This window comes from Desulfurivibrio dismutans (assembly GCF_029210385.1).
In the GTDB taxonomy this organism is placed as follows: Bacteria; Desulfobacterota; Desulfobulbia; order Desulfobulbales; family Desulfurivibrionaceae; genus Desulfurivibrio; species Desulfurivibrio dismutans.
In genome coordinates this window covers 128,137-154,247 of the sequence record NZ_JARGDQ010000003.1, presented here as the reverse complement: position 1 = coordinate 154,247, position 26,111 = coordinate 128,137, and the positions used below count along the sequence as shown (strand labels likewise).

Here is a 26,111-nt window from a genome sequence, read left to right as displayed (position 1 = left end):
AAACGGAGGGAACGCGTGAAAAATATCAGGGACATTGATTTGAAAGGGAAAAAGGTGCTGATCCGGGTGGATTTCAACGTGCCCCTGGATGAGCAGGGCAACATCACCGACGATATCCGTATCCGTTCGGTGTTGCCCACCCTGAACCACGCCCTGGATGAAAACGCCGCCGTCATCATCTGCTCCCACATGGGTCGCCCCAAGGGTCAGCCCAAGCCGGAGTTCAGCCTGGCCCCGGCGGCCAAACGGCTCTCCCGACTGATTGCCAAGGAGGTTAAGCTGGCCCCGGACTGCGTGGGGCCCGAGGTGGAAAAATTGGCCGCCGAGCTCAAGCCCGGCGAGGTGCTGCTGCTGGAAAACCTGCGCTTCCACTCCGAAGAGCAGGCCAACGATGATGATTTCTCCCGCCGCCTGGCCGATCTGGCCGATGTCTACATCAACGACGCCTTTGCCGTGGCGCACCGGGCCCACGCCTCGGTGGTGGGGGTGCCTCGCTTTACCAAGGAGGCGGCGGCGGGTTTTCTGCTGCAAAAGGAAATGGATTACTTCCACCGTTCGGTGGGCGAGCCGGCCCGCCCCCTAGTGGCCATCATCGGCGGGGCCAAGGTTTCCAGCAAGCTGGGGGCCCTGACCAACATGCTGGACCGGGTGGACAAGATGATCATCGGCGGCGCCATGGCCAACACCTTTCTCAAAAGCCAGGGCCTGGAGGTGGGCCGTTCCAGGGTGGAAGAAGACCTGCTGGACACTGCCCGGGAACTGCTGGCCAAGGCCAAAGCCAAGGGGATCAAGCTCTACCTGCCGGTGGACTGCATTGTCGCCCAGGAGATTGATGCCAAGGCCGAAACCAAGCGGGTCACCTGCCAGGAGATCCCCGCTGAATGGATGGCCCTCGATATCGGCCCGGCCACCACCATGCTTTTCACCGAGGCCCTGGACGACGCCAAGACCATCATCTGGAATGGCCCCATGGGGGTCTTTGAAGTGGACGCCTTCGCCCGCGGCACCATGGCCATGGTCCAGGCCCTGGTCCGCTCCCACGCCCTGACCATCGTCGGCGGCGGAGATACCGACGTGGCCATCCACCGGGCCGGCGAGGTGGACAGCATTTCCTACGTCTCCACCGGCGGTGGCGCCTTCCTGATGCTGATGGAAGGCAAAAAATTGCCCGGTGTTCAAGCCTTGGAAGATTGATGACTTCGCAAGAAGTCATCAACGCGCCCATGGATGAAAAGGAGGATTTATGCGTACCCCGTTGATTGCCGGTAACTGGAAGATGCACCTGAGCCTGGATGAGGCTGCGGCGCTGGCGACGGCGGTGGCCGGAGTGGCGGCCGCGTGCGATGACCGCGAGGTGATGATCGCCCCGCCCTTTACCGCCCTGGCGCGGGTGCGGGAGGTGGCCGGGGAGCGGCTGATGCTGGCCGGCCAGAACGTCTGCTGGGAGGACAAGGGGGCCTTTACCGGCGAGATCGCCCCGCCCATGTTGCGGGAGCTGGGTTGCCGGATGGCGATCGTGGGGCACTCCGAGCGCCGCCACGTCTTCGGTGAGGACGACGCCATGGTCAACCGCCGCCTGCGCGGTGCCCAGGCCCATGGCCTGATCCCCATCCTCTGTATCGGCGAGACGCTGGAAGAGCGGGAGGCCGGCCAAACCATGGCGGTGCTGGAGCGGCAGATGCGGGCCGGGCTGGAGCAGGTGGCGGTGGATGATCCGGCCCGCCTGGTGATCGCCTATGAGCCGGTCTGGGCCATCGGTACCGGTAAAACCGCCAGCCCCGCCCAGGCCCAAGAGGCCCATGAATTTGTGCGCCGATTGCTGGCTGAGGTCTATGAGAAAAATATTGCCGCCGGTATTAGAATACTGTATGGTGGCAGCGTCAATGCCGCCAACGTTGATGAGATTATGGCTCAGGCGGATGTTGACGGGGCCCTGGTCGGCGGCGCGTCATTGTCGGCCGAAACTTTCGAGCGCATCATCCGCTTTGTTTAATTTGCCGGATGGGCGCTGTTTTTTATTGTCGGTGATTGAAGTATGTATACAGTTTTGATTGTCTTTCACATCCTGGTCTGCCTTTTTCTGGTGACCATCGTGCTGCTGCAGCACGGTAAAGGTGCCTCCATTGGGGCTTCTTTCGGCGGCTCCAGCCAGACGGTGTTCGGCACCGAAGGGCCGCTGCCGATGATGAACAAGATCACCACCATGGCCGCCGTGGTGTTCATGATCACCTCGATTTCGCTGGCTTACATCTCCAGCCGGGCCGGTGACGGTTCGGTGATGGAAAGGGTGCGCACCACGCCGGCGCCCATCGAGGAAGCGCTGCCGGAAAGCGACGAACCGGTAACCATCCCGCTGCCCGGCGCCTCGGACGGTGAGGTGCCGCGCACCTTCCCCGGCGAAGAGCAGTAAAGTAAAGCTGAACGTTTACAAAGGCCGAAGTGGTGGAACTGGTAGACACGCTATCTTGAGGGGGTAGTGGGGCAACCCGTGCGAGTTCGAGTCTCGCCTTCGGCACCAGATATGTAACCAGGCCGGCAGTTTTGGCCGGTAAAAAAAGCCCGCAACCGATAATTAACGGTTGGCGGGCTTTTTTTTGCGTCTTTGTCCGTTGGCTTTCGGGTTGGCTGAAGTGCTTGCCGCAGCCGGGCCGGTCAGCCGGTCAGCAGTTGCATCCACCGGTGCCCGGCGGTCGGGCCGGGGGTGCCGGCGGGGTAAGTTTGCAGCATCTTGGCGGCGGTTTCCGGGTAGCTTTCACACTCCGCCATGATGGGGGTGAGGAAGGCCCAAGACAACTCCACCCCGTCCTGGCGCCAGAACAGCATGTGGTCGCCGATAATGCAGTCCAGCAGGACCATTTCATAGGCGTCGAAAGTACCGCCGCCCTGGTCCTGCCGGCGCTCATACTTGAAATTCATAGCCGCCTGGTGCAGGCATTCCTTGCTGCCCGGGCTTTTGGCCTGGAAGTTCAAGGTGATCTTTTCCTCGGGGTAAATACCCAGCACCAGCCGGTTTGCCAGCAGGTTGGCCGCCGTTTCATGATTGAACATGGAGTGGGGGACTTCCTTGAACTGGATGATGATGCGGGTTTCCTTGGCCGGCATCCGTTTGCCGGAGACCAGGTAAAAGGGCACTCCCCGCCAGCGCCAGTTGTCGATGCCCAGCTTCATGGCGGCAAAGGTGGGGGTGAGAGAGTCCGGCGCCACTCCCGGTTCCTGGCGATAACCCACTACCTCGTGGCCGTCGATGGTGCCGGGGCCGTACTGGCCAAGCACCAGGTTGTCGCTAAGCCGCCCCGGGGTCAATGGTTTTAAGGCCCGGAAAATTTTGGTCTTTTCATCATGCACCTGGATGTCCCTGAAGCGGCTGGGGGGCTCCATGGCGGTCAGGGCCAGCAGTTGCATCATGTGGTTTTGGAACATGTCCCGTAGTACTCCGGCCTGCTCGTAAAACCCGGCCCGGTGCTCTACTCCCAGCTTTTCGGCACTGATGATCCCTACGTAATCGATGTAGTTGCGGTTCCACAAAGGCTCGAAGATGGCGTTGGCAAAACGCAGCATCAGGATGTTCTGCACCGTTTCTTTGGCCAGGTAGTGGTCGATTCGAAAGATCTGCTTTTCGGAAAAGCCGGCGTGCAGGGTTTTGTCCAGGGCTTCGGCGGAGGCCAGGTCGTGACCGAAGGGTTTTTCCACCACGATCCGCGACCAGTGGCCGGCGCCCTGCTGCGCCAGCCCGGCGGGACCCAGTTGGGTGGCGATCACCGGATAAAGGGCTGGCGGTACCGAGAGGTAGTACATCCGGTTGGGGGCGGTGCCCCGTTCCCGGTCCAGCTGATTCAGCAGTTCCGCCAGTCGCCGGTATGAATCGGGGTTGTCGTAGGTCAGTTCCTGATAGAAGATATTGGCGGCAAAGCTTGCCCAGGCATCACCGCTGTTTACTGTTCGCTGGCTGGAATTAAACTCCGCCAGATGACGGCGAAACTCCTCATGGCTCATGGCGCTGCGGCCGCAGCCCACGATGTTGAAACGCACCGGCAGGCAGCCGTGGTTGAACAGATTGGTCAGGGCGGGGATCAGCTTGCGGGCGGTAAGATCGCCGGAGGCCCCGAAGATCACGATGCTGCAGGAAGGTAACTCGGAGCTATCACGCAGGCTGCAGTCGTCTTGGATGTCGCGTCTTTCCATGCCAGGTTGTTGAGAATTCATTACTCACTCCATTCAGTTGCGGTGTTGCCGAGCTTTTACCAGCGCCCGGGCCGGGGCCAAGCCCGACACCAGAAACAGGATGACCGCCGCTGCCGGCAGCCAGGGGTGCTCGGTTAGCAGGTAAACCGCCAGCAGCAGCAGGGACGTCAGCAATGGCGCCAGGGCGGGCAGCAGGTTGCGGTGCTGATCGCCGTTGTCGCGCAGCAGCAGGTAGTAAATTCCGAAGATGGCCCAACTGAAATGGGCCAGGTGGGCGTGCAGGCTCAGCATCACCTTGGTTTCCTGGCCATGACCCATGATGTAGGCCAGCAGATACCAGACGCCGGTCAGGCCGGTTAGCAGCAGACCAATAAAGGCCGACAGTAGAAAGGGTTCCCGCAGGCGGTGAGCTTGCAGCATGTACCAGGCAATGAGCAGCAGCAGCAGACCGGCGCTGGCCAGTTCCAGGGGCGGCCATACCAGCAGCATGCCGGCAAAAAGGCTTAGCACCCCGCCCACCAGTACCAGGGCCGTCTGCTTTACATGTTTGGGGCTGATTTGCAGGAAATCCACATAGCGGGAGAAGAGCAGCAGCGAAATTGGAAAGGAAAAGGCAAGCATAATGTAGGAAAAACGAGTTTCAAAGCCCCAGAGGTGAGTAAAGTTCAGGGCATACACAAAATAAAGCCAGCTCAGCAGGGAGATGGTCACCGCCCAGGTCAGAAACAGATCCTCGCGGCGATTGGGGGTCGGGGTAAAATAAAAAAACAGGGCGGCAGAGGTCAGCAGAAAAGCGGTGCCGGTAATGGTAAGCAGAAATTTGCTGACCAGCAGGGCGCCGCCGGCCAGCAGCAGGGAGAGCAGCGCCAGCAACCGCCGCAGAGCCGTGGTTTTTCCGCCGTAACGGGAGGAATTGACCAGAAAGTGCAGCAACATGGTATAGCTGAATCCCATCACTCCGATAAAACCGTGGGTGTTGACGTCTGGAGTCAGCAGCGCTCCCCCTTGGCCAGGCCAGGCAGTGAGGGCGGTGAGGGCGAAATGGAGCAGGCAGGCGAATTCTAGCATGATGGCAATTTATCGCCCAAAGCCCGGGCAGTGTCAAGGCTGAAAAGAAACGGGCACGATTTATCATGATCGCCTGGGTCGCGGGGTGGCCTAGTAAGGATGAAGAGGTGGTAACCATCAACAAAAGATTTCTCCTGCAGTTTGAGGTTGGGAGCCGGAGATGATACCATGGCTCATCGGACACAGGACACAGGACACAGGGCTTCGGGAAAGTTTTGATTTCTTTGGCAGCGGCGCTGGCCGTTGGCTCATATATTTTTTGGCGAGTTTTTTCAGGGGACAGGATGCGGGATTTGACGGCATATCTTAGCGTGGGGCAACGGCGCTGGCTGGTGGTGGTCGGGGCGGTGATAATCCAGTTCTGCCTGGGCGCCATTTACGCCTGGAGCGTCTTTACCGGTCCCCTGACCCAGCCGCTAAGCGCAGGGGGCGATTACGGTTTTTCCGCCCGTCAGACCGCCTGGATCTTTTCCGCCGGGCTTGCCACCTTTGCGGTGGTGATGGTGGGAGCCGGCCGGTTGTTGCCCCGTTATGGCCCCCGGCTGCTGGCCGTCGCCGGCGGTTTGGTGTTGGGGGCGGGTTATGTTCTGGGCGGGCTGCTGGGTGCCAGTTTCTGGGGTCAGTTTGTGGGTATCGGCCTGATCGGCGGGGCCGGTATAGGCCTGGCCTACGTGGTTCCCATTGCGGTTGGGGTGAAATGGTTTCCGGACAAGAAGGGACTGGTCTCGGGGCTGGCGGTGGCTGGTTTCGGCTTCGGGGCCACCCTGTGGGTCAAGTTGGCCGGTAGTTGGTTCGGCGGTCTGTTGCAAACGGTGAGCCTGTTCGGATTGCCCGGCGTCCAGTCGGTTTTTTTGCTCTACGGGGCCACCTTCGCTCTGCTGGTGTTGCTGGGTAGCCAAGTGATGCTCAACCCGCCGCCGGGTTATGCTCCGGTGCCCGCTGCTGCTCCCCTGAACGGCCCCGGCTTAAGCAACGCCGGGACCGTAGACATCAAGAACTCGCCGGCGCCGCCGGCCGCGTTGGCCGACGCACCCCGTGAATACAGCAGCAGCGAGATGTTGCGCTCGGGCCATTTCTACCTCCTCTGGCTGATGTTCTGCAGCACCGCTCTGGCCGGGCTGATGGTGATTTACAGCATCAGCCTTTTCGGCACCGATGCCCTGCAGATGAGCCAGGCGGTGGTTGATCCGGCCGAGGCCACCAGGATCGCCGGCACCGCCATGGCCTGGTACGCCATCTTCAACGGTCTGGGTCGGATCGCCTGGGGCGGGGTGTCCGACCGCCTGGGCCGCAAGTGGTCACTGTTTATGATGTGCTGCTTCCAGGCGTTCATTGTTTTCTCTTTTTTCGAACTGGGCGCCGCCGCCAGCAGCCTGATCATTGCCGCTGCTATCATCGGGTTCAACTTCGGTGGTAACTTTGCCCTCTTTCCCGCCGCCACCGCAGACTATTTCGGCTCCGCCAACCTGGGTCGCAACTACGGATGGGTGTTTCTTTCTTACGGAGTGGCCGGCATCATAGGGCCGCAAATCGCCGGATATTTCCGTGACATGGCCTTGGTTGGCGACATCACCACCTGGCAGATTTCCTTCAATATTGCCGGTGGCGCCTGCGTTTTCGCCGCCCTTCTGGCCCTGCTGCTCAAGGAGCAGAGACACTGATTGAGTGTCGGCCCTGATATCGACACCCGATGCTGACTTTGTGGGTCGGCGGTGGGTTGACTTTTAGGCCATTTTTGTTGTAGTGAATAATTTCCATTAAACATCAAGGCGCAGGCAAGGAAAAAATCATGGTGGACGCCGGGCAGTCCCGAAAAAACGTGTTCAGTCGCCGCTCAGCATTGAAGATCCTGGCCGTGGCTGGCGCCGCTGGCGCCCTGGGACTGACCTTTACCGGCCGGGAGCGAGGCTTGCAGGTGGTGCGCCGTAGCCGGGTGCTGATGAGCACGCCGGTTAACCTGACGGTTTACAGCCACGACCGGGAGCAGGCCGAGGCGGCGGCGGTCGCCACCTTGAGCCGGATGAGCGAACTGGAGGCCCGGCTCAGCCGTTTCCGGCCCGATAGCGAGGTGGGGCGACTCAACCGTACCGGAGAATTGGCCGGGGCCGGGGCCGATCTGCTGGCGGTGCTGGCTTTGGCGCAACAGGTCAGCGCCAAAAGTGACGGCGCTTTCGATGTCACCATGTTGCCCCTGCTGACCCGGCATCAGCAGAGTCGGCAGGGTTTGTCGGCCGCCGATGAACAGCTGGCGGCGGCTCGCCGGGCGGTGGATTTTACCCGGCTGCAGATTGATGGTCGGCAACTGCGCCTGACCCAGCCGGGTATGGGGATCACCCTGGACGGGATCGGCAAGGGCTATATCGTCGACCAGGGGGTGGCTACCCTGGCGGCCCACGGCTTTGGCCGGGTTTACGTGGAGGCCGGCGGCGATCTGGCGGCCCGGGGCGGCAAGCCCGGCAATAAGCCCTGGCGCATCGGTATCGCCCCGCCCCGGCCGGGAATGAACCGGGAGCTTACGGTGGTGGCCGGCAACAACCTGGCGGTGGCCACCTCCGGCGACTATCAGCAGAATTTCAGCAACGACTACCGGCATCATCATATCATCAACCCCCGCACCGGCTTTTCCCCGCCGCAACTGGCCAGTTGCACCATCACCGCGCCGGATGCGGCTCTGGCCGACGCCCTGGCCACTGCCTGCCTGGTGCTGGGGTTGCCCGATGCCCTGGACCTGCTGGCCGCCTTTCCCGGTTGTGAGGGCTACTTTGTCGACAAGGAGTTCAAGGTCCAACACACCGGCGGGTTTATCGTCTGACCATGGACTTTACCATTTCCAGTGGGCTTGATATCCCCATCAGCGGTGCGCCGCGGCCGGTGCTTGAAGCCGCTGGCGCGGTGAGCCACGTCGCCCTGCTGGCCGACGATTACCCCGGCCTGCGCCCTTCCATGGAGGTGCGGGTGGGCGATCAGGTGGCTGCCGGCCAGGCGCTGTTCACCGATAAGCAAAACCCCGGGGTCAACTTCACCGCCCCGGCTGCCGGGGTGGTCAGCGCCATTAACCGGGGGGCGCGCCGCCGGCTGCAGTCGGTGGTGATCGCCCTGGAAGGCGACCAGCAGCAAACTTTTCCGGTCAGCGGCGGGGAAGACCGCCTGGCGCCGGCCCAGATCCGGCAGGTGTTGCTGGACTCCGGACTCTGGACGGCTTTGCGTTCCCGGCCTTACGGCAAGGTAGCCTCGCCGGCAGCCACCCCCGCCGCCCTCTTTGTCACCGCCATCGATACCCGGCCCCTGGCCGCCCCGCCGGCGGTGGTGATTGCTGAAACGCCGGAAGATTTCCGGGCCGGGTTGCAGTTGCTCACCGCCCTGGTTCCTAAAACTTACCTTTGCACCCCGCCGCTGGCGGCAGGGGCAGCATCCGGGCAGCCGCCCGCCATCCCGGTCCCGTCCCGCGCGGCTTCGCCGGGTGGACAACCCGACGTCATGGCGGCCCCGTTGCCCGGCGAAGAGCTGCCGGAAATCACCGTGGCCCGCTTTGCCGGCCCCCATCCCGCCGGGCTGCCCTCCACCCATATCCATTTTCTGGAGCCGGTGGGGCCGGGCAAGCAGGTCTGGCAGATCGGTTACCAGGATGTGATGGCCATCGGCCATCTCTTCCGCCAAGGGCGGCTGGCCACTTCCCAGGTGCTGGCCCTGGGCGGGCCGGGGATCAAGGACCCCCGCCTGGTGCGGGTGGTGCGCGGCGCGGCGCTGCTTGAACTGCTCCGTCATGAACTGGTGGCTGGCGCCTTTCCCTCCGTAGCGCCTTTCGCTTCCTTCGAAGACCATGACCCCAACGATGCCCGGGGCACTGAAGCTGACGCCGGCGCCGGCGTATCCCTGGCCGGGGCCGACGTCCCCGGCGCGTCGCCGGCCGCCGGCACCCCCCACCGGTTGATCTCCGGCTCGGTGCTGGACGGCCACCACGCCCACGGCCCCTTCGCCTTCCTGGGCCGCTACCACCAGCAGGTCACCGCCCTGCCCGAGGATGACGGCAGTTGCCTGTTCGGCTGGCTGCGGCCCGGCGGGGATCGTTTTTCCCTGGTGCCGGCCTTCCTCTCCGTCCTGCGCCGCCGGCCTTTTGCCATGAGCACCGCCACCTGGGGCGGTCGCCGGGCCATTTTTCCCTTGGGCACCTACGAAAAGGTGATGCCGCTGGATATCATCGCCACCGCCCTGCTCAAAAGCCTGGCTTCCGGCAACTTGGAGCGCTGCCTGGAACTGGGAGTGCTGGAACTGGTGGAAGAGGACCTGGCTCTGTGCAGCTTTGTCTGCCCCGGCAAGAACGACTTCGGCCCCATGCTGCGGGAAATGCTGAGCAGGATTGAGGAGGAGGGGTAACCGGTGATCAGGGCTCTCGACCGATATATGCGCTCACTGGCGCCGCATTTTCATAAGGGCGGCAAGCTGGAGCGCTGGTACCCGCTGTATGAGGCCGCCGACAGCTTCCTCATGGGCAGCCGGCTCACCAACCCCGGCGCGCCCCACGTGCGGGACGCCATCGATTTTAAGCGCATCATGGTGATGGTGATCGTCGCCCTGATCCCCTGTGTCCTGATGGCCCTGTGGAACACCGGCTACCAGGCCAACCTGGCCCTGACCAGCCTGGGACTGGAGCTGCCCGCCGGCTGGCGCGGGGTGGTGATGAGTCGGGTGGGGGTGGACCCGGTCAGCCTGAATTCCAACCTGGTGCACGGGGCGCTCTATTTCCTGCCCGTTTACCTGGTTTGTCTGGCGGTGGGAAGTGTCTGGGAGGCCATCTTCAATATTATCCGTGGCCATGAGTTTTCTGAGGCTTTCCTGGTCACCAGCCTGCTGCTGCCTCTGACCCTGCCGCCCACCATTCCCTTGTGGCAGGTAGCGGTTGGCACCAGCTTCGGGGTGATTTTCGCCAAGGAGGTGTTTGGCGGGGTGGGGCGCAACTTCATGAACCCGGCGCTGACCGCCCGGGCCTTTCTCTTTTTTGCCTATCCCGCCCAGATGAGCGGGGAAGAGGTGTGGGTGGGGGTTGACGGCCTGAGCAGCGCTACCCCCCTGGTCGCCTTGGCCGCCGGCCCCGTCGAGCAGCCGGTGGCCGCCCTGGACTTTACCTGGGGCGCGGCCTTTGCCGGCACCATTCCCGGTTCCATGGGGGAAACCTCGGCCCTGGCCTGCCTGCTGGGCGCGGCCCTGTTGCTGGCTACCCGCATTGCCTCCTGGCGCATCATGACTGCCATGCTGCTGGGGGCCATGGCGATCATGATACCGTTCTGGCTCATCGGTTCGCCGGACAACCCCATGGTTAACGTGCCACCCCACTGGCACCTGGTGCTGGGCGGCTTTGCCTTGGGTTTGGTCTTCATGGCCACCGACCCGGTGACCGCCCCCCACACCGAGGCGGGCAAGTGGTTATACGGGCTTTTTATCGGCGCGTTGACCATCATCTTGCGGGTGCTCAACCCCGCCTTTCCCGAAGGGGTGATGCTGGCCATTCTGCTGGGCAACATCTTCGCCCCGCTGTTCGATTACCTGGTGGTGCAGGCCAATATCCGGCGGAGGGCACTGCGCCATGGCTAAGGAAAGTACCCCGAAAACGGTGCTCACCGTGTTGCTGCTGGCCCTGGTCTGTTCGACCCTGGTGGCCGGTACCGCAGTGGGCTTGCGGGATCGACAGGAGGCCAACCAGCGCCTGGACGAAATGAAAAACATCCTGGTCGCCGCCGATTTGTACCAGTCCGGCGCTGACATCGAAGCACTTTTTGCGACGGTGGAAACCCGGATTGTTCGCCTGGAAGACGGTTCCTTCGTGCCGCCTGAGGAGCTGGCCCCGGCGGAATTCAACCAGCTCAAAGCCGCTCTCGACCCGGAACTGGGGCGGAAACTGCCGGCAGATCAAGACCTGGCCGGCCTGGGGCGCCGAGAAAACTATTCCCTGGTTTACCTGGTGCGGGAAAACGGTGAACTGGCCAAGGTGGTGCTGCCCATCCGGGGAAGGGGGGTGTGGTCCATGATGTTCGGTTATGTGGCCCTGGACCGTGATTTAAACACCGTAGCGGGCGCCACCTTTTATCGCCACGGCGAAACGCCGGGCCTGGGCGGCGAGATTGAAAATCCCCGCTGGCTGGCCGGTTGGCAGGACAAAAAAATATACGATGAAGAGGGGCAACCGGCCCTGCGGGTGATCAAGGGCGAGGCCCCGGCGGGGGAAGAGGGCCGTCATCGCATCGACGGCATCTCCGCCGCCACCCGGACCCTGGACGGCGTCAGCGACCTGCTGCAATTCTGGTTCGGCGACCACGGTTTCAAGCCGTTTTTGGAACGCCACCGGGACGGTATTATGGAGGAAGGAGGCAGCGATCATGGCCGATGAAACCCGGGGGCAGTTGTTTTTTAAGGCGATTTTTGAGCGCAACCCCATCACCGTTCTGGTGCTGGGGATCTGTTCGGCCCTGGCGGTTACCGGCCACATGGCCACCGCCCTGGTGATGTCGGTCTGCCTGACCATGGTCACCGCCGTGGCCAGTTCCATCATCAGCCTGCTGCGGGAACGTATTCCCAACACGGTGCGCATCGGCATCCAGATCACCATCATCGCCACCCTGGTGATCCTGGTGGACCAGGTGCTAAAGGCCTATTTCTACGAGCTTTCCCGCCAGCTTTCCATCTACGTGGGGCTGATCATCACCAACTGCATCGTCATGGGCCGGGCCGAAGGCTTTGCCATGAGTAACCCACCGGACAAGGCCTTCCTGGACGGCCTGGGCAACGGCCTGGGCTATTCTTTTATCCTGATGAGTGTGGCCTTTTGCCGTGAACTGTTCGGGGCCGGCACCCTGTTCGGGGTCACCGTGCTGCCCCTGGTTTCCCGGGACGGCTGGTACCAGGGCAACGGCCTGATGCTGCTGCCGGCCAGCGCCTTCTTTCTGGTGGCCCTGCTGATCTGGTTGCTGCGGGAGATTTATCCGTCACAGAAGGAAAGGGGATAGGATACCGCCATGATCAGCCACTACTTCGAGATCTTTTTCACCGCGCTCTTTGTCGAGAACCTGGTGCTCACCTTTTTCCTGGGGATGTGCACCTTCCTGGCCATCTCCAAGCAGGTCAAGACCGCCTTCGGGCTGGGGCTGGCGGTGGTGATCATCCAGGCGATCACCGTGCCGCTCAACAACCTGATCTACAACCTGGTGCTGCAGCCCGGCGCTTTAAGCTGGCTGGGGATGCCGGAGATCGACCTGACCTTTCTCGGGCTGCTGGTCTATATCGGGGTGATCGCCGCCACCGTGCAGATCCTGGAGATGTTTCTCGATCGCTACGTGCCGGGCCTGTACAACACCCTGGGCATCTTCCTGCCCCTGCTGACGGTGAACTGCGCCATCCTGGGGGCCAGCCTCTTCATGGTGGAGCGGGATTACGCCCTGGGTGAAAGTGTGGCCTACGGCCTGGGAGCCGGCGGCGGTTTTCTGATCGCCGTGGTGCTGCTGGCCGGGATCCGGGAAAAACTGGAATATGCCGACCCGCCCACCGGCCTGCGCGGCCTGGGGGTTACCTTCATTGCCGCCGGCCTGATGGCCATGGCCTTCATGGGCATTGCCGGGATGTAAGCGATCACGGGGCACCGCATCTTGCGGCGATCGAGCCGGCTCACGTACCGATGTACGCATCGCCGTCTCGCTTGCCGCAACCTGCGGCACCCCGTGACCGCTTACCCCGTCGCCCCCGTGATCAGTTACATTTGGAGAAATTGGTTTGCAGGAAATAGTTATTGCCATAGTTGCCTACCTGGTGATCCAGACCTTCCTGGTGGTGCTGATCATCGCCGCCAAGCGCAAACTGCTGCCCGGCGGCGACCTGAGCATCCTGATCAACGGCGAAAAAAAGCTCACCGTGGAGCCCGGCGGCAAGCTGCTCACCGCCCTGGCCGACCAGGGCATTTTCATCTCCTCGGCCTGCGGCGGCGGCGGCTCCTGCGGCCAGTGCCGGGCCACGGTGAAAAGCGGCGGCGGAGCGATTCTGCCAACTGAACGATCCCACATCAACCGGCGGGAGGCCCGGGATGGGGTGCGGCTGGCCTGCCAGGTGCCGATGAAGCGGGACATGGAGATCGAACTGCCGCCGGAGATGTTGGAAACCAAGAAATGGCGCTGCGTGGTTGAATCCAACCACCATATCGCCACCTTCATCAAGGAGCTGGTGCTCAAGCTGCCCCCCGATGAAGAGGTGAATTTCAAGCCCGGCGGTTATATCCAGATCGAGATTCCGCCCTATGTACTTTCTTTTGCCGATTTCGACGTGGCCGAAAAATTCCAGGGCGACTGGACCCGCTTCAAGCTCTTCCAGTACATGTCCAAGGTCCACCAGCCGGTGACCCGGGCCTACTCCATGGCCAACTACCCCGGCGAAAAGGGCTTGCTCAAGCTTAACGTGCGACTGGCCACTCCGCCCTTGGATGAAGAGGAGATTAACCCTACCCCCCCTGGCAAAGCGTCATCTTATATCTTCAACCTCAAACCTGGCGATGAAGTCACCATTTCCGGTCCTTACGGCGATTTTTTCATCCGTGAAGGCGATTCGGAAATGGTCTATGTCGGAGCCGGGGCCGGCATGGCGCCGTTGCGCAGCCATATCTTTGAGCTGCTCAAGGGGCGACAAAGCAAACGCAAGATTTCCTTCTGGTACGGTGGACGCAGTTTGCGGGAGGTGTTTTACCTGGATGACTTTGTGGATCTGGCCCGGGAATTTCCCAATTTCTCCTTTCATCTGTCGCTGTCCCGCCCCCGGCCGGAGGACAACTGGACCGGGCACGTGGGGTATATTCACAAGGTGCTTTATGAAAACTATCTCAAGGACCATGAGGCGCCCGAGGATGTCCAGTATTACGCCTGCGGGCCGCCGGGTATGACCGCCTCCCTGATCGAGATGTTGCAGGAACTGGGAGTTGAACGGGATCACATTTTCTTTGACGACTTCGGGGGGTGAGCCGTTATGCAAACTTTTTTGCTGACCTTGGCCCTGACCCTGGCGGTGGTGGTTGCCTTCGGGCTGTTGATCAATTATGCTCGTCGTCGTTTGCGCAATACCCCCCATGGCTTGACCGGCATGTGCCATAAAGACGGCGGTCGGCTATGTGCCACCTGTGTTGAGGGGATGCGGCCCCCACCCCCTGGCCACAACCAATGGCATGGAAGCATGCCTGCCGGATCCCGTCAACGTTGGCACACCAATAAGCAATAAAAACGTGCTGTGAAAACTATGGAAAATCTGGCTGTTGCGGTAGAAACCTACAGCCGGGGCGGAGCTGTACTGATGCCCCTGCTGCTGCTTTGCGCCCTGCTGTTGGCGGTTACCGGCCTGGGCAATCTTTTTGGTCGGCGGCCCTTGCTGCCCCGCTGGTCGTTCTGGCTGCTGCTGGCCACCGCCGGCTTAATGTTGCTGGGTTTTCTGGGGATGATCTGGTTTCACTGGCAGATTGCCCAGCATGCGGTGCTGGAACTGCCAGAGCAGCTGGCGGCCATGCTCAACCAGCAACTGGCGGCGATGAACCGGGGTGCCGCTTACGGGATTCCTCTGTACGATCCCCAGTCCCCGCCCCGTTACCTGATCCCGCCCTGGATCGAGTACCAGCGTTATTACTTCTGGTTTTTCTGCTTTGCCTTGATGGCGGTGCTGGCCCATCGCCGCCTGGAAAATCATCGTTTCAGGGGCAGTCTCTACCTGTTGCTGGCGGCCCAACTGGTGGTGCTCTATTTTCTGGCCGATCCCTTCCGCGAGCCCCTGCCGCGCTTTTTTGCCGAGATCACCCCTTGGTTCACCGCCCCGTCGGCCTGGGAACAGCTGGGGATGTTCATGCGGCTTTACCCCCGGCTGGAGTTTTACTACACCGCTTCCTACATGTGGTTTCATCCGCCCCTGCTGTTTATCTCCTATGCCTGTATCACCATCTTTTTTGCGGTGTCGCTGCTGATGCTGATCCGCCGGGAGCTGGAAGTGGAGAAGGTGGGGTATGATTACGCCAAGTTCGGCTATTTTCTGCTCACCCTGGGCATGCTGCTGGGTTACCCCTGGGCACTGAAGGCCTGGGGCCCCAACTGGTGGTGGGACCCCAAGGTCAGCAGTTCCATCATGCTCTGGGCCATTTTCAGTACTTATCTTCACACCCGACTGTATGCCAACAAAAAGGGGATGTGGTATTTTTCCGCCGCCCTGGGGCTGCTCTGTTTCGTGGCGATGATTTTCACCTTTGTCGCGTCATATATCTTCCCCGGCGAACATTCCCTGATGTAGTATAAGGTGAATCATGGAAGACAAAAGTTCGAGTTCATACGATTATAAGCTGATCCTGGCGACCACCGTGGTGCTGGGGGGCATTTCGGTGATCTGCGTGGCGGCCATGTTTTATTTCAAGGCCGCCGCCGTGCATGAAATGGCCGCCACCGCTCAGATGGCCTACCTGAACACCATGAACGGCATCGTGGCGCCCTTTATCATCGCCCTGATTCTGCTACTGGGGATTTGCGTGCCCAAACGGTTGCTGCCGGAGCGCTGGCTCAACCGTTTCACCATCGTCCTGCTGGCCGTGGCCCTGGTTACCTTTTTGGCTCTCGGCGGCCATCCGGCCCTGCTGCTGATCCTCTTTGCCTCCCTGGCCCTGCAACTGGTGGTGCTGGGCATGGCCCTGGCCGGCAGCGCCAGCCTCAACTTCGAGAGCAAGAACTACTGGGTCCGGTTGGGCTCCTCCCTGGTGCATCTGGGGCTGATACTGTTTGTGCTGGACCTCTACTTTCACCGTTACCACACCCTGCACCTGGTGCTTTTCTGGATCACCACCGGCGCGGTGGTGCTGGGAATGCTGTTTTGTTTTTACGCCGAGCAGGTGGCGGGGCTGATCCGCCGCTGGTGGCCGGCCAGAGCTTAACGTGGATTTTTGGGACCGCATAATCCGGGAGGGGCAGCATGCGTGAGTTTTTTTGCTCCTGGCTGGCGGTGGCTCTGCTGTTGCTGCCGGCGGCGACGGTAGCTGCCGGCGACGACCTGGAAGGCGGTGCCGCAGAGCCGCTCCATCTGGTGCTCAACAGCCCTTTCTCCGCTCCCATCACCTCGCCTGCCGGCGACGGTTTCCTCGACCTGCTGTATGCCGAACTGTTTGACCGTCTGGGTACTACCTTCGAGATTCAACTGTTGCCCGGGGAACGGGCCCTGCGCAATGCCGATGCCGGGATCGACGACGGTGATGTCTGCCGAATTGCCGGGCTGGATGAGGTTTACCCCAACCTGCGCCGCACCACCGAGGCGGTGCTGGAATACCGGATGACCGTTTTCAGCCGGAAGCATGACTTTACGGTGCTTGGTTCTGAGAGCCTGCTGCCTTATGAACTGGGATTTTTAAGCGGCTGGAAGATTTTGGAGTACGCTACCGAGGAGCATCCTCGTCGGCGGCTGGTGGACGAAACCGATCAGCTTTTTTTGATGTTGGCCCACGATCGCCTGGAACTGGTGCTGATTGATCGCATCCTGGGGCTGGAGGCGGTGGCCCGGCTGGGGATCCAGGGGGTGAAAATTCTGGAGCCGCCGCTGCTCCAGGGCCATTGGTATCTTTATCTGCATCAGCGGCATCAGCACCTGCTGCCGGCCATCGACCGGGAACTGCGGCGCCTGAAAGAGGACGGCACCTACGAACGCGTAAGGCGGCAAGCTTTCGGCGCCTTTGAGCAATTCGATCCCGAGGAGCACCTGCCCTGATGAGCCCATCCCGGTTTCCCTGGTGGCACAGTATCGGCCGCCGTTTCATCATCTTTATTCTGCTCTTCAGCTCGGTGGTGACCCTGCTGGGCACGGCGGTACAGCTCTATTTCGAGTACCGCCGCGACCTGCAAAGTATCGACGCCAATATCAGCCAGATTGAAACCGGCTATCTGCAGAGCCTCAGCGAGGGGTTATGGTCCTTCAACGAGCGCATGATCAATGTGCAAATGCTTGGTATCCTTGATCTGCCCGATATCCGTTATCTGGCAATCCATCGGCAGGGAGAGCCGTCGCTGTTTGTGGGGGAGCCGGTGGCAGAGCAGCACCTCAGCTATGAATTCCCCTTGACCTACAGCCACCGGGGGCAGCAGGTATCCCTGGGCACCCTTTTGGTGGTGGTGGGGCTGGATGAGGTCTATGCCCGTTTATGGAGCCGGGTGCTGGTGATCTTTGCCACCCAGGCGGTGAAGACCTTTTTTGTTTCCACCTTTATCTTTTTTCTCTTCTATTTCCTGGTGGGCCGGCATCTGGTGGCGCTGGCCGATTACGCCCGCTCGCTCAAACTCAGCCGTCTGGACCGGCCGCTGATGCTGGATCGCGGAGGGTTGGGCGGTTCCGACCAGGATGAGCTGGGGCAGGTGGCGGCGGCCATCAACGAGATGCGCCAGGCCCTGTTGGCCGAAAACCAGCAGCGGGAAAAGATGGCCGCCCAGTTACGCCAGGCCCAGAAGATGGAGGCGGTGGGCACCTTGGCCGGCGGAGTGGCCCATGATTTCAACAATATACTGACCCCTATCATTGGCTACTGTGAGTTGGCCAAGATGCAGCTCACCCCGGCGGAGCAGGAGAAATTCCAGGTCCATGAAATTCTCCAGGCGGCCAAGCGGGCCCGGGATCTGGTGCAGCAGATCCTGACCTTCAGCCGTCGCCAGGACCAGGAACGCAGCTTGCTTGAGTTGCAGCCGATCATCAAGGAGAATATCAAACTGCTGCGCTCCTCCCTGCCGGCCACCATTGAAATTAAGTTTGATCTGGAGGCGGCATGCGGCCCGGTGCTGGCGGACCTTACCCAAATGCAGCAGGTAATTTTAAATCTTTGCACCAATGCCGCCCAGGCCATGGAAGAGCGGGGCGGGACGCTGGAGATCAACCTCCGCCGGGTGGAGATCGGAGACAGTGAACAGTTTGGCAGGGAGCCACTGCTGCCGGGCAGTTACGCATGCCTGACGGTCAGCGACACCGGGGTGGGGATGGATGCCGCCACCCTGGAGCGGATCTTTGAGCCTTATTTTACCACCAAGGAGCAGGGTAAGGGCACAGGTCTGGGGCTGGCCATGGTGCACGGGATCGTCAAAGGGCATGGGGGACGGCTGACGGTATACAGCGAGCCGTGCAAAGGTACGGTGGTGCGGATTTTTCTCCCATTGGCGGTGGCCAACGCCAATGGTGCGACGAAAATGGTCACGGATGGTGGAGAGTCCCTGCCTCGGGGCGGGGAGCGAGTCCTGGTGGTGGATGATGAAAGCAAGATTGTGGAAATGCTTGCCAGCCTGCTTGAGCATCTGGGTTACCGCGCAATGGGGCTGACCGACAGCCGGCAGGCGCTGGAGTTGTTCCGCCAGGATCCCTGGGCCTTTGACCTGGTGATCAGCGACCAGACCATGCCGGGGCTCACCGGCGGCGAGCTGGCCCGGGCCCTGCGGGAGATTCGGCCCGATCTGCCGGTGATTATCTGTACCGGCTTCAGCACCCGTATGACCGCCGAACAGGCCCGGCGGGATGGTATCCAGGGTTACCTGATGAAACCATTCAGCCTGGATGACATCGCCCGTCTGGTGCGCCGGGTTCTCGACCACGCCCCAGCCGGTAACTCCTGCGGACCTGACGGCAGGGCGGTACCTTAAAAACGCAGGCGGCGGCGCAATTCGTCGCGCAGGCGTTCTTCCAGTTCTTCTTCAAGCTGCTGTTGCTGGTCAGGGGCGCTATCGGTTTCCTTGCGGTCAGGCCGGTCCAGCGGCACCCCCAGCAAGTCTTCCAGAGCTCGCCGGCCTTCGCGTTCCAGCCGGTCCTCCAGCCGCCGCAGATTTTGCTCTAACTTGGCCCGGGCGGCGCCGTCCAACGAGGGACGGAAGGTCAGATCGTCGAAGGTGCCGCTGATCCGGATGGGAACCACGATGCCCTGCAGGGCGTCCAGTTCGGCGCCTTCCTGACCTTCGGCGGTGGCCACCACGGCGGCGGTCAGCAGATAGTCAACCTCTTCGCTGACCAGGTGGGCCGTGCCTTCGCCGGTTACCCGCAGCATGGGCGACATCATGCGGAGATCCTGGTTGCTGACCAGGCCATTGCTGATCTGGGCGCTGCCGCTTAGGGTGGTAAAGTCGGTGACCGCCTGCTCATCGGCGGCAAAGGTGCGCCGCTCGATCAGGGCGGTGGTCTGCCGCAGCAGGCGGCCGATATTGATGCCTACCACTTCGCCGTCCCGGAAGCTGAACTCGGCCCTGCCGTTAAGGTTGGATTTCAGGGTTTCAACTTCGTTGCCCCTGGTGTTCAGTTCATAACTGATGTCGGCTTGGCCCCGTATTTTTTCCTCTTCTCCGGTGAGATCACGCAGCAGCGGCCCGGCCTGGACTCCCCGCAGGCGATTGGTGGTTTGCAGGGCCGGTTGCTCGCCCCGGGCGTCGATGGCAATGGTGCTGTCCATCTCACCCTGGTAAAGAGCGGCCTGCAGCGGGGCCACCCGGATCTGGCCGTCGCGGGCCCGGGTTTTCAGGTTTAAGTCGCTGACCCGCAGCCCGGTGAGTTTCAACTCGCCGATTTTTAATTCTCCCTCCAGGCGCAGTTCGCGCAGCAACTCCACCGGCAGCAGGGCGGCGCCGACGGCGGCGGTGTCCGGGGTGACCGGCTGGTCTTCGCTTTCCGGCGGCAGATAGCGATCCAGGTCGATGCCGTCGATTTTTATGTTGAAGGCCAGATCCTGCTTTTCCAGGTCATGCACCGTTACTTCGCCCTGGATGTTGGTGTCGTCCAAGAGTAGATTCAGGGGTTTGATGGTGAAGCGCTCCGGGGTGCCGTCGATGTCGGCCTGCAGGCGCAAGCGGGTAAGGGTGCGGGGGTCAGCGGTTTCCGGTAGCTCCACCGCCAGGATGGGCAGCAACTGACGGGCGTTGAAGGGGTCCAGAGAGACGGCCACTTTAAAGTCCGGCTCAGACATAATCCCCCGAGCCGCCAGTTCTACTTGGGCTTCCAGACCCAGGGCGGCGGCCTTGAGGTTGTTGATGGACAGCCGTTCCTGGTCCAAGTCGGCGGTAAAGCCGGTGGTCAGGTTGAAGGAGTTGCGGCGGGCGGCGGCAATGCGGTCCGCCAGGGCCCACAGTTCGGCTCCCGGAGTGGGTTCGTCAATTTCCTCGGGCTTGGAGTCACTGGCGTCGGGACCCCCCTGGAAGGCGCTGGCGACCTTGAGCAGCAGCGGCAGGTCGCGGCCGGCAACCCTGGCCTGGCCGCTGATGGCCGGCATTTCGGCCTCCAGTTTGCTTAGCCGGCCGTCCACCGTAATTTCGGTGGCCAGGGCCCGCAGATGTAGATGGGGGATGACGATCTCGTCTCCTTCGCTGCTGAAGGTTGCCTCCGCCAGCAGTCCTCGTTCGCGCAGGCCGGCCAGGGCCCGGGCGAGGGCCTCCGGGTCGGCGCCGGGCTGCAGCCGGGCGCCGATGGCCAGCAGGGCGGGCAGGTCTGAGCCTTCAGCTCTTATACCCCCCAGCACTTCGGGCTGGTCGGAATGGATTTTATCAGCTTCCAGCCGGCCGCGTATCGTGGTGCCCAGCAGTTGGGCGGTAAGATTGGGAACCATGATCCGGCCCTGGCCGGGTTCGGCGTTAAACTCCGTGGCCAGCCGGACGCTGCGCTCCCGCACCCCGGCCAATTGTTGTCCCAGGGGGGCGTCGAAAACATTCAGCAGTTGTACCAGGTCGGCGATGTCGACGCTGATTTCGCCCCGGCAGCTGGGCAGGTCTGCCTCCAGATCATGCATACTCATCCGGGCTTGAACCAGGGCTCCCAGCCCTTCCAGCCGGAAATCTTCGATTTCCGCCCGGCCCGCTTCACTGTCCAGTTCAAGCAGGGTATGCAAGGTGAGGACAGCCTCGTCGCCGGGCACCGTGGGGCCGCGGAAGGTGGCGGCCGCCTGCAGTGGTTTTATGGCGTAACGGCCGATGTTGAGGTCGTAAAGCAGGGTAGCCTCCGCTTCCGCGGCGACCTCAATTTCCGGCTGGTTGCTGGCGGCGTTGAAGGCCAGCACAAGCTGCATGGGTTCGCCGAAGCTCAAGGCGCCCACGGTCAATCGCAGGTCGCTGACCCGGGCCTGCTGCCCGGTGCCGTGATCATGCCAGTTGACCTGGCCCTGGTCAATGTTGATGCCGCCCAGGGCCAGGGCCGCCAGGGGCAGTCCCTCGCCGGCCGGTTTTTTTCGTGGTTTGGCCGGTTCGGCGGCGGGCTCACTCACCAGATCTTCCCAGTTGCCGACCCCATCCTCGTTGCTTTCAAGATTCAACAGCAGGCCGGAAAGCCGCAGGGTTTCCAGGTGGACTTCGGAGCGGCGCAGGGGCCAGGTGGCCACCGAGAAATGGAAACTCTCCAGGCGGAAAAATGGTTCCCGGGCAAACCCGGGGGCGTTGCTCAGGCTCAGAGGGCCGCCTTTGAGGTAGAGATTGGGCCACAGGCCCCACTCCAGATCGCCATCAATAGAGAGTGTGCGGCCGGTCTGGTCGTAAACCACCTGGGCGATGCGGTCGTGGTGGCGGTTGATGTCAATCAGGTGCGCCGCCGCCACCAGGCCGACAACCAGCAGCAGGACGAGGGATAGAATGGTGATCAGGGTAATCTTGACGAATTTCATGGTTATATCTTCCCGGCAAAGTGAGCGGTTGCTTGAGTGACGGTTGGCCGTCGAATACGACCATGATATCATATTATCCGGCAGTTGATAAATGCGCAAAATTGTTGCGCTCAGGCCGGTAAAAAAATTTAAGTCCCTTGGGAGACTGACCGATGGGTTATGTACCGAGTTCCGCGTGAAGCGTGGAGTCGGGTTTTTAAGGATCCAGAAAACCGGGATCGTCATCATGGTGGCGGTTACGGGTTAAGCGCAAGGGGCAGAGGCTGTAATGAACCTTAATGCCATTCTTTCAGGAATGTCTGCCTGGCCGGTGAAGTCGGCCGGTGGTGGACCACCGGGGGTTAAGCCGCCTTCGGCGGCCGAGGCCCGGGCTCCGTCCGCCGGCCAGGATGTCTTTGAACCGGGGCAATGGTGGAAAAACCGGGCCATGGCCAAGGTTGATGCTGCCGCGGCCGGGGCCTGCAGTTGTGGCAGTTGTTCCTCTTGCGGGGTTCGTGCCTATGCCGCCTTTACCCGGGAGCCGGGGCTGAATAGTGGGGCGGCGGCCGCCAGGGTTGTTGGCGGTGAGTCTGTCCCCGCTGGCGGCAGGGCTGATGCGGGTGGCGGTTTTTATCCTTCGGCTGGTGGAGCAGGTGAGGCTGGGCGCTTTGGTGGCGCTGCCGCAAAACCTTCAGCGCCGCCGACAGCGGACCCGCTTGATGAGCCCGATGATCACGATCAGCCGGCAATCAGGCGAGAAGCGGGTCGAGCCGCAGTGCAGGAACTCAGCCGGGAGGAAAAGCTGGAGGTGGCTCGGCTGCAGCAGCTTGATACCCGAGTCAAGGCCCATGAAATGGCCCACCTGGCGGTGGCCGGCCCCTACGCCCGGGGCGGGGCCAACTTCACCTATGCCACCGGCCCCGATGGCAAGAACTACGCCGTGGGCGGGGAAGTGAGCATTGATACTTCGAAAGAACCCAGCCCCGAGGCCACCATCCGCAAAATGCAGGTCATCCGGGCCGCCGCCATGGCCCCGGCCGATCCTTCGTCCCAGGACCGGAAAGTGGCCTCCCAGGCCGATGCCGCCCTGACCGAAGCCCGCCGGGAACTGGAGATGATCCGGCTGGAGCAGCAGCGGGAGGCCTCCCGCCGCGAACTGGACATGCGCATGCTGGGGAGTGATCTCCCCAGCCCCGAGCAGCACGACTCCGAGGTCGCCACTGCCCCGGACGCTGAAGGCACCGGCTACACCTCTCCCTTTGGACCCGCCTCTCCCATTGCCGCCCGCCGGGCCACCGCCGCCCTGGCGGCCTTTGACCAGACCGCCGCCCAGCTCCACATCCGGGCCTGAGGGCCTGCGCCGCCGTCTTTTCGACGATATTTGTCCTTGCTTTAGCCTCGCTGGTCATTATAGAATGCTGGTTCCATTGTGGCAGTTGTTGCCGCCTTCCCCCGGGCCTGAAAAAGTGATGCGGGTCCGACCGGGCCTTCTTATCTTTGTGCATTTACAGTCCAGGAGCCAGCCCCATGAACGTCCGTCGCATTACTTCCCTTACCGCCCTGATAACCTTTGTTTTCGTGCTGGTGACCAGCGTGGTCCTCTATATTGTCCCGGCCGGCCGGGTGGCCTATTGGGCCGACTGGCAACTGCTGTGGTTGAGCAAATCCCAGTGGGAAGATCTCCATCTCAACCTCGGCATTCTTTTCTTGCTCAGTATTTTTTTGCACACCTATTACAACTGGCAACCCATCAAGGCCTACTTAAAGGATCGGGCCGGCCGCTTGCGGGTGTTCAACGGCAATTTTTGCCTGGCCCTGTTGCTCAGTCTGCTGTGCGGACTGGGAACCTATTTCGAAGTGCCCCCTTTTGTCAATATCACCCAGTTGAGCGATACTCTCAAAGAGCGGGCGGCGGTCAAATATGGGGAGCCGCCCTATGGCCATGCCGAGCTTTCCACGCTGGCGGAATTTGCCTCCCGCCTCCGTTATGAATTGCCCCAGGTTAAAGCGGTGCTGCGGCAGGCCGGCATGGAGTTCAATGATGAGCAGCAGACCATCCTGGCCATTGCCCAGGCCAACCGGGTGCCGCCGCAGCAGATTTACCTGGTGATCAAGGAAAAGGCGGTCAGCGCCCGGGACGACAGTTCCGAACCGCCACGCCGGGGTCGATCGGGCGAGTAATCAGGATGCCGCCGGCCAGAATCGGCAGGATGCCGGTCAACTGCCAACCGCCGGGAATTTCATGCAGCACGAAAAAGGCAAACAGCATGGTAAACAGCGGCGAGAGGGCGGTCATGGCGCTGATCTTGGTAACACTGAGCCGGTGTAGGGCCTCGATCCAGTAGATTTTCGATAATCCCATCAGGAAAACCCCGTTGATGGCCATAAGCCACCAGGTTGCCTGCAGATCGGTCAGGCCGGGCGGGCTGGCGTACAGCCAGGCCAGCAGCAGTACCACCGGCAGGCTGGTGACGGTACGGACAAAGAGCAGGGTGGTGGCATGCACATAACGGCGGGCCCGCTGCTGGTAGCGGTTGCCGATGGGTGCCACCACGGCTGCCAGCAGCACCAGCAGGTCGCCCTTGTTGAGCCCGGCTTCACCGGGGAAAAGCACCAGGAAGGCGCCCACGCTCATCATGGCGGCGCCGGCCAGGTGGACCGGGTTCATCTTCTCGCCCTGCAGCAGGTTGAAGAAGAGGAAGGCGAAAAAGACCTGCATAAAGAGGATCAGGGCGGCATTGCCGGCGGTGGTATAGGAAAGCCCGGTAAAGAGCAGAACAAAGAGCAGCATGATGTAAAACGACGACCAGGCCAGGTCGGCCCAGGCCCGCCGGTACTTAAGTTCCCGCCATCGGCTGCGCCCCTTCTTTCCTCGGCCCATCAGCACCCCGAAAAAAACGGCGGCCACCGCCAGGGTCAACCCCATGGACCACAACGGCGCCAGGTAGGGGTAGCTCAGCAGGGTGACGATGGGAAACCAGCCCCAGAGAAACTCCTCGGCCAGCAGGTAAAATTCCCCTTTGCGCTGTTCACTGATCATGGTGTGGGGTGCTCTCGTCCGTAGGGGGGACGTATAGGGACCGGGGGACGTACATAAAATTATAAGTTTCCCGCAAGGAAACTTATAATTTTATGTACGTCCCCGCTGTTTTCGTTAAGTACGTCCCCCCGTCCCTGTTTCGCTATCGCTGGGGGCGGCCAAGGTAGCCGCGCATTTCCGGGTGCACCCGCACGATATGGCTGGCATCGCGGATGCGACGCGGATCGGTTTCGCCGTTGAGGTTAATCAGGTACAGTCGGCCCGACCCGCCGCCATAGTGGTTGGCCAGGTCGATCACCCCGCCGACCACCACCAGGCGGCCGCCATCAACCCGGTCGCGGTAGCGTTCCAGAGCCCGGGTAACCTGGTAATCGACATTGCTCTCCACCTGCCGTAGCAGCATTTTTTTCCGGTCCTCGCTATCTCGGGGTGTCTCGGCGACCAGGCGGCCCAGCGCCGGGTGAAGCTGATTCAACTCCCGGCGGATATCCGCCCCCAAATGTTCATAACCATCGTTGAACAGGGTAATGGCTTGGCTGTCGGTGTTGCCGGTGATCAGCAGAATGGTGGCATGCAGGCTGCGGACCCCGTAATCGACGGCCGCCGCGCCCGTTTCCATCTGGTTGCCCAGATTGCGCACCGTGTAAATACCGCCGTCCTGGTGGGTCCAGATCAACTCCGGCTTAACCCGGGGGTCCGGGTCCGCCAGCCAGACCAGGTGCGGGGCCTGGTCCAGTTGCCGCCCGGCGGCGGTGGCACTGACTCCGCCCAGGGCCTGGCGGTTGGCCCCCATGATATTACCCAGCACCGCATGGGGAGGGGTGCCGGCCCGAATCTTGGGCAGCGGTTCCAAAGCCGCGGCGGCGGGCGGCAACAGGGCCAGCAGGCAGCCAAACAGAAGCAGGGTGCAAATTTTTTTTCCGATCATGGTTGTTTTCCCCGAGGGTTGTGGTGGTGCCGGTCAAACAGCGGATCATGACAACTTTACGGGCAAAACGGGTAATTGTCAAACCGTCGGCAAGCGCCGTGTCGTAGTGAAAGCCCAAATAAGGCAGCCTGAAACTGTGGTGAATGTGCATGTGATGTTCTGTCGGCCCCGGTCATTTTCCATTTAATGGTTTTCCTTGCCTTGACAAGCTCCGGGGCCGTACTTAACGTTCCCGGTGATCACGGAATTGCCCCGACAATACGAAAAAAACG

Annotated in this window: 23 protein-coding genes, 1 tRNA gene and 1 pseudogene; 19 read left to right on the top strand and 6 right to left on the bottom strand. The window is 61.7% G+C overall.

Translation table 11 applies throughout. The annotated features are described in order from the left end of the window. Window positions 1-15: 15 nt before the first annotated feature. The 4 genes from P0N66_RS04375 to P0N66_RS04360 all read left to right on the top strand — a co-directional run bounded on the left by P0N66_RS04375 (window position 16) and on the right by P0N66_RS04360 (window position 2,518). Window positions 16-1,194: a phosphoglycerate kinase gene (locus P0N66_RS04375; protein WP_275802778.1), complete on the top strand. Its 1,179-nt coding sequence runs from the start codon at window positions 16-18 to the stop codon at window positions 1,192-1,194. A 49-nt stretch (window positions 1,195-1,243) separates the two neighbouring features. Then, window positions 1,244-1,993, top strand: coding sequence for a triose-phosphate isomerase (tpiA, locus tag P0N66_RS04370; protein WP_275802777.1), 750 nt, complete (start codon window positions 1,244-1,246; stop codon window positions 1,991-1,993). A gap of 42 nt (window positions 1,994-2,035) precedes the next feature. Continuing rightward, window positions 2,036-2,410 (top strand): preprotein translocase subunit SecG, encoded by a 375-nt coding sequence (gene secG / locus P0N66_RS04365; protein ID WP_275802776.1) that lies wholly within the window; start codon window positions 2,036-2,038, stop codon window positions 2,408-2,410. Window positions 2,411-2,433: 23 nt separating this feature from the next. Further along, window positions 2,434-2,518 (top strand) — tRNA-Leu (locus P0N66_RS04360). A gap of 134 nt (window positions 2,519-2,652) precedes the next feature. Here P0N66_RS04360 and zwf read toward each other — a convergent pair. Both zwf and P0N66_RS04350 read right to left on the bottom strand, forming a co-directional pair. Then, the gene (gene zwf, locus P0N66_RS04355; protein ID WP_275802775.1) at window positions 2,653-4,203 is read right to left on the bottom strand and encodes a glucose-6-phosphate dehydrogenase; all 1,551 of its coding nucleotides are present in this window, start codon (window positions 4,201-4,203) and stop codon (window positions 2,653-2,655) included. 12 nt (window positions 4,204-4,215) lie between these two features. Beyond that, window positions 4,216-5,250 carry a hypothetical protein gene (locus P0N66_RS04350; protein ID WP_275802774.1) on the bottom strand — a complete coding sequence of 345 codons (1,035 nt, stop codon included), beginning with the start codon at window positions 5,248-5,250 and terminating at the stop codon, window positions 4,216-4,218. 284 nt (window positions 5,251-5,534) lie between these two features. Between P0N66_RS04350 and P0N66_RS04345 the strand changes: the two genes are divergently transcribed. The 7 genes from P0N66_RS04345 to nqrE all read left to right on the top strand — a co-directional run bounded on the left by P0N66_RS04345 (window position 5,535) and on the right by nqrE (window position 12,863). Then, entirely contained in the window at window positions 5,535-6,911 is a 1,377-nt protein-coding gene (locus P0N66_RS04345) for an OFA family MFS transporter (protein ID WP_275802773.1), read from the top strand. Window positions 6,912-7,039: 128 nt separating this feature from the next. Continuing rightward, a complete protein-coding gene (locus P0N66_RS04340) occupies window positions 7,040-8,062 on the top strand; it encodes an FAD:protein FMN transferase (RefSeq protein ID WP_275802772.1) in 1,023 nt (340 codons plus the stop codon). A gap of 2 nt (window positions 8,063-8,064) precedes the next feature. Next, entirely contained in the window at window positions 8,065-9,624 is a 1,560-nt protein-coding gene (locus tag P0N66_RS04335) for an NADH:ubiquinone reductase (Na(+)-transporting) subunit A (RefSeq protein ID WP_275802771.1), read from the top strand. A 27-nt stretch (window positions 9,625-9,651) separates the two neighbouring features. After that, window positions 9,652-10,839, top strand: coding sequence for an NADH:ubiquinone reductase (Na(+)-transporting) subunit B (locus tag P0N66_RS04330; protein WP_431190010.1), 1,188 nt, complete (start codon window positions 9,652-9,654; stop codon window positions 10,837-10,839). After that, entirely contained in the window at window positions 10,832-11,632 is an 801-nt protein-coding gene (locus tag P0N66_RS04325; RefSeq protein ID WP_275802769.1) for a Na(+)-translocating NADH-quinone reductase subunit C, read from the top strand. The genes P0N66_RS04330 and P0N66_RS04325 overlap by 8 nt, the downstream gene beginning before the upstream one ends. Beyond that, the gene (locus tag P0N66_RS04320; protein WP_275802768.1) at window positions 11,622-12,248 is read left to right on the top strand and encodes an NADH:ubiquinone reductase (Na(+)-transporting) subunit D; all 627 of its coding nucleotides are present in this window, start codon (window positions 11,622-11,624) and stop codon (window positions 12,246-12,248) included. Before P0N66_RS04325 ends, P0N66_RS04320 begins: the two co-directional genes overlap by 11 nt. Before the next feature lie 9 nt (window positions 12,249-12,257). Further along, entirely contained in the window at window positions 12,258-12,863 is a 606-nt protein-coding gene (gene nqrE / locus P0N66_RS04315; protein ID WP_275802767.1) for an NADH:ubiquinone reductase (Na(+)-transporting) subunit E, read from the top strand. Here nqrE and P0N66_RS12880 read toward each other — a convergent pair. Then, window positions 12,861-12,968, bottom strand: a pseudogene (locus P0N66_RS12880) (EF-P lysine aminoacylase GenX); the annotation flags it as partial. The gene nqrE and the pseudogene P0N66_RS12880 overlap by 3 nt on opposite strands. A 40-nt stretch (window positions 12,969-13,008) precedes the next feature. On the opposite strand from P0N66_RS12880, the gene nqrF reads away from it, so the two are divergent. Genes nqrF through P0N66_RS04285 form a run of 6 tightly spaced genes read left to right on the top strand, consistent with a single transcriptional unit; the run spans window position 13,009 to window position 18,905 of the window. Beyond that, the gene (gene nqrF / locus P0N66_RS04310) at window positions 13,009-14,238 is read left to right on the top strand and encodes an NADH:ubiquinone reductase (Na(+)-transporting) subunit F (protein WP_275802766.1); all 1,230 of its coding nucleotides are present in this window, start codon (window positions 13,009-13,011) and stop codon (window positions 14,236-14,238) included. Window positions 14,239-14,244: 6 nt separating this feature from the next. After that, a complete protein-coding gene (locus P0N66_RS04305) occupies window positions 14,245-14,493 on the top strand; it encodes a hypothetical protein (RefSeq protein ID WP_275802765.1) in 249 nt (82 codons plus the stop codon). A gap of 18 nt (window positions 14,494-14,511) precedes the next feature. Then, window positions 14,512-15,543: a cytochrome c biogenesis protein CcsA gene (gene ccsA / locus P0N66_RS04300; RefSeq protein WP_275802764.1), complete on the top strand. Its 1,032-nt coding sequence runs from the start codon at window positions 14,512-14,514 to the stop codon at window positions 15,541-15,543. Between the two features lie 13 nt (window positions 15,544-15,556). Continuing rightward, the gene (locus P0N66_RS04295; protein ID WP_275802763.1) at window positions 15,557-16,174 is read left to right on the top strand and encodes a hypothetical protein; all 618 of its coding nucleotides are present in this window, start codon (window positions 15,557-15,559) and stop codon (window positions 16,172-16,174) included. Window positions 16,175-16,212: 38 nt separating this feature from the next. Then, window positions 16,213-16,998 (top strand): substrate-binding periplasmic protein, encoded by a 786-nt coding sequence (locus P0N66_RS04290; RefSeq protein ID WP_275802762.1) that lies wholly within the window; start codon window positions 16,213-16,215, stop codon window positions 16,996-16,998. Next, window positions 16,998-18,905, top strand: a complete 1,908-nt coding sequence (locus P0N66_RS04285; RefSeq protein ID WP_275802761.1) for an ATP-binding protein — start codon at window positions 16,998-17,000, stop codon at window positions 18,903-18,905. The genes P0N66_RS04290 and P0N66_RS04285 overlap by 1 nt, the downstream gene beginning before the upstream one ends. Here P0N66_RS04285 and P0N66_RS04280 read toward each other — a convergent pair. Beyond that, the gene (locus P0N66_RS04280) at window positions 18,902-21,892 is read right to left on the bottom strand and encodes an AsmA family protein (RefSeq protein ID WP_275802760.1); all 2,991 of its coding nucleotides are present in this window, start codon (window positions 21,890-21,892) and stop codon (window positions 18,902-18,904) included. The genes P0N66_RS04285 and P0N66_RS04280 overlap by 4 nt on opposite strands. Before the next feature lie 268 nt (window positions 21,893-22,160). Here P0N66_RS04280 and P0N66_RS04275 point away from each other — a divergent pair, with 268 nt between their 5' ends. Next, a complete protein-coding gene (locus P0N66_RS04275) occupies window positions 22,161-23,222 on the top strand; it encodes a putative metalloprotease CJM1_0395 family protein (RefSeq protein ID WP_275802759.1) in 1,062 nt (353 codons plus the stop codon). A 176-nt stretch (window positions 23,223-23,398) separates the two neighbouring features. After that, on the top strand, window positions 23,399-24,052 hold the full coding sequence (locus P0N66_RS04270; RefSeq protein ID WP_275802758.1) for a DUF4405 domain-containing protein: 654 nt from the start codon (window positions 23,399-23,401) through the stop codon (window positions 24,050-24,052). Here the strand turns inward: P0N66_RS04270 and P0N66_RS04265 are convergent. Further along, window positions 23,997-24,911 (bottom strand): DMT family transporter, encoded by a 915-nt coding sequence (locus P0N66_RS04265; RefSeq protein WP_275802757.1) that lies wholly within the window; start codon window positions 24,909-24,911, stop codon window positions 23,997-23,999. The two genes, P0N66_RS04270 and P0N66_RS04265, sit on opposite strands and share 56 nt — an antisense overlap. Window positions 24,912-25,053: 142 nt before the next feature. Next, a complete protein-coding gene (locus P0N66_RS04260) occupies window positions 25,054-25,839 on the bottom strand; it encodes a carbonic anhydrase (protein ID WP_275802756.1) in 786 nt (261 codons plus the stop codon). Window positions 25,840-26,111: the final 272 nt, after the last annotated feature.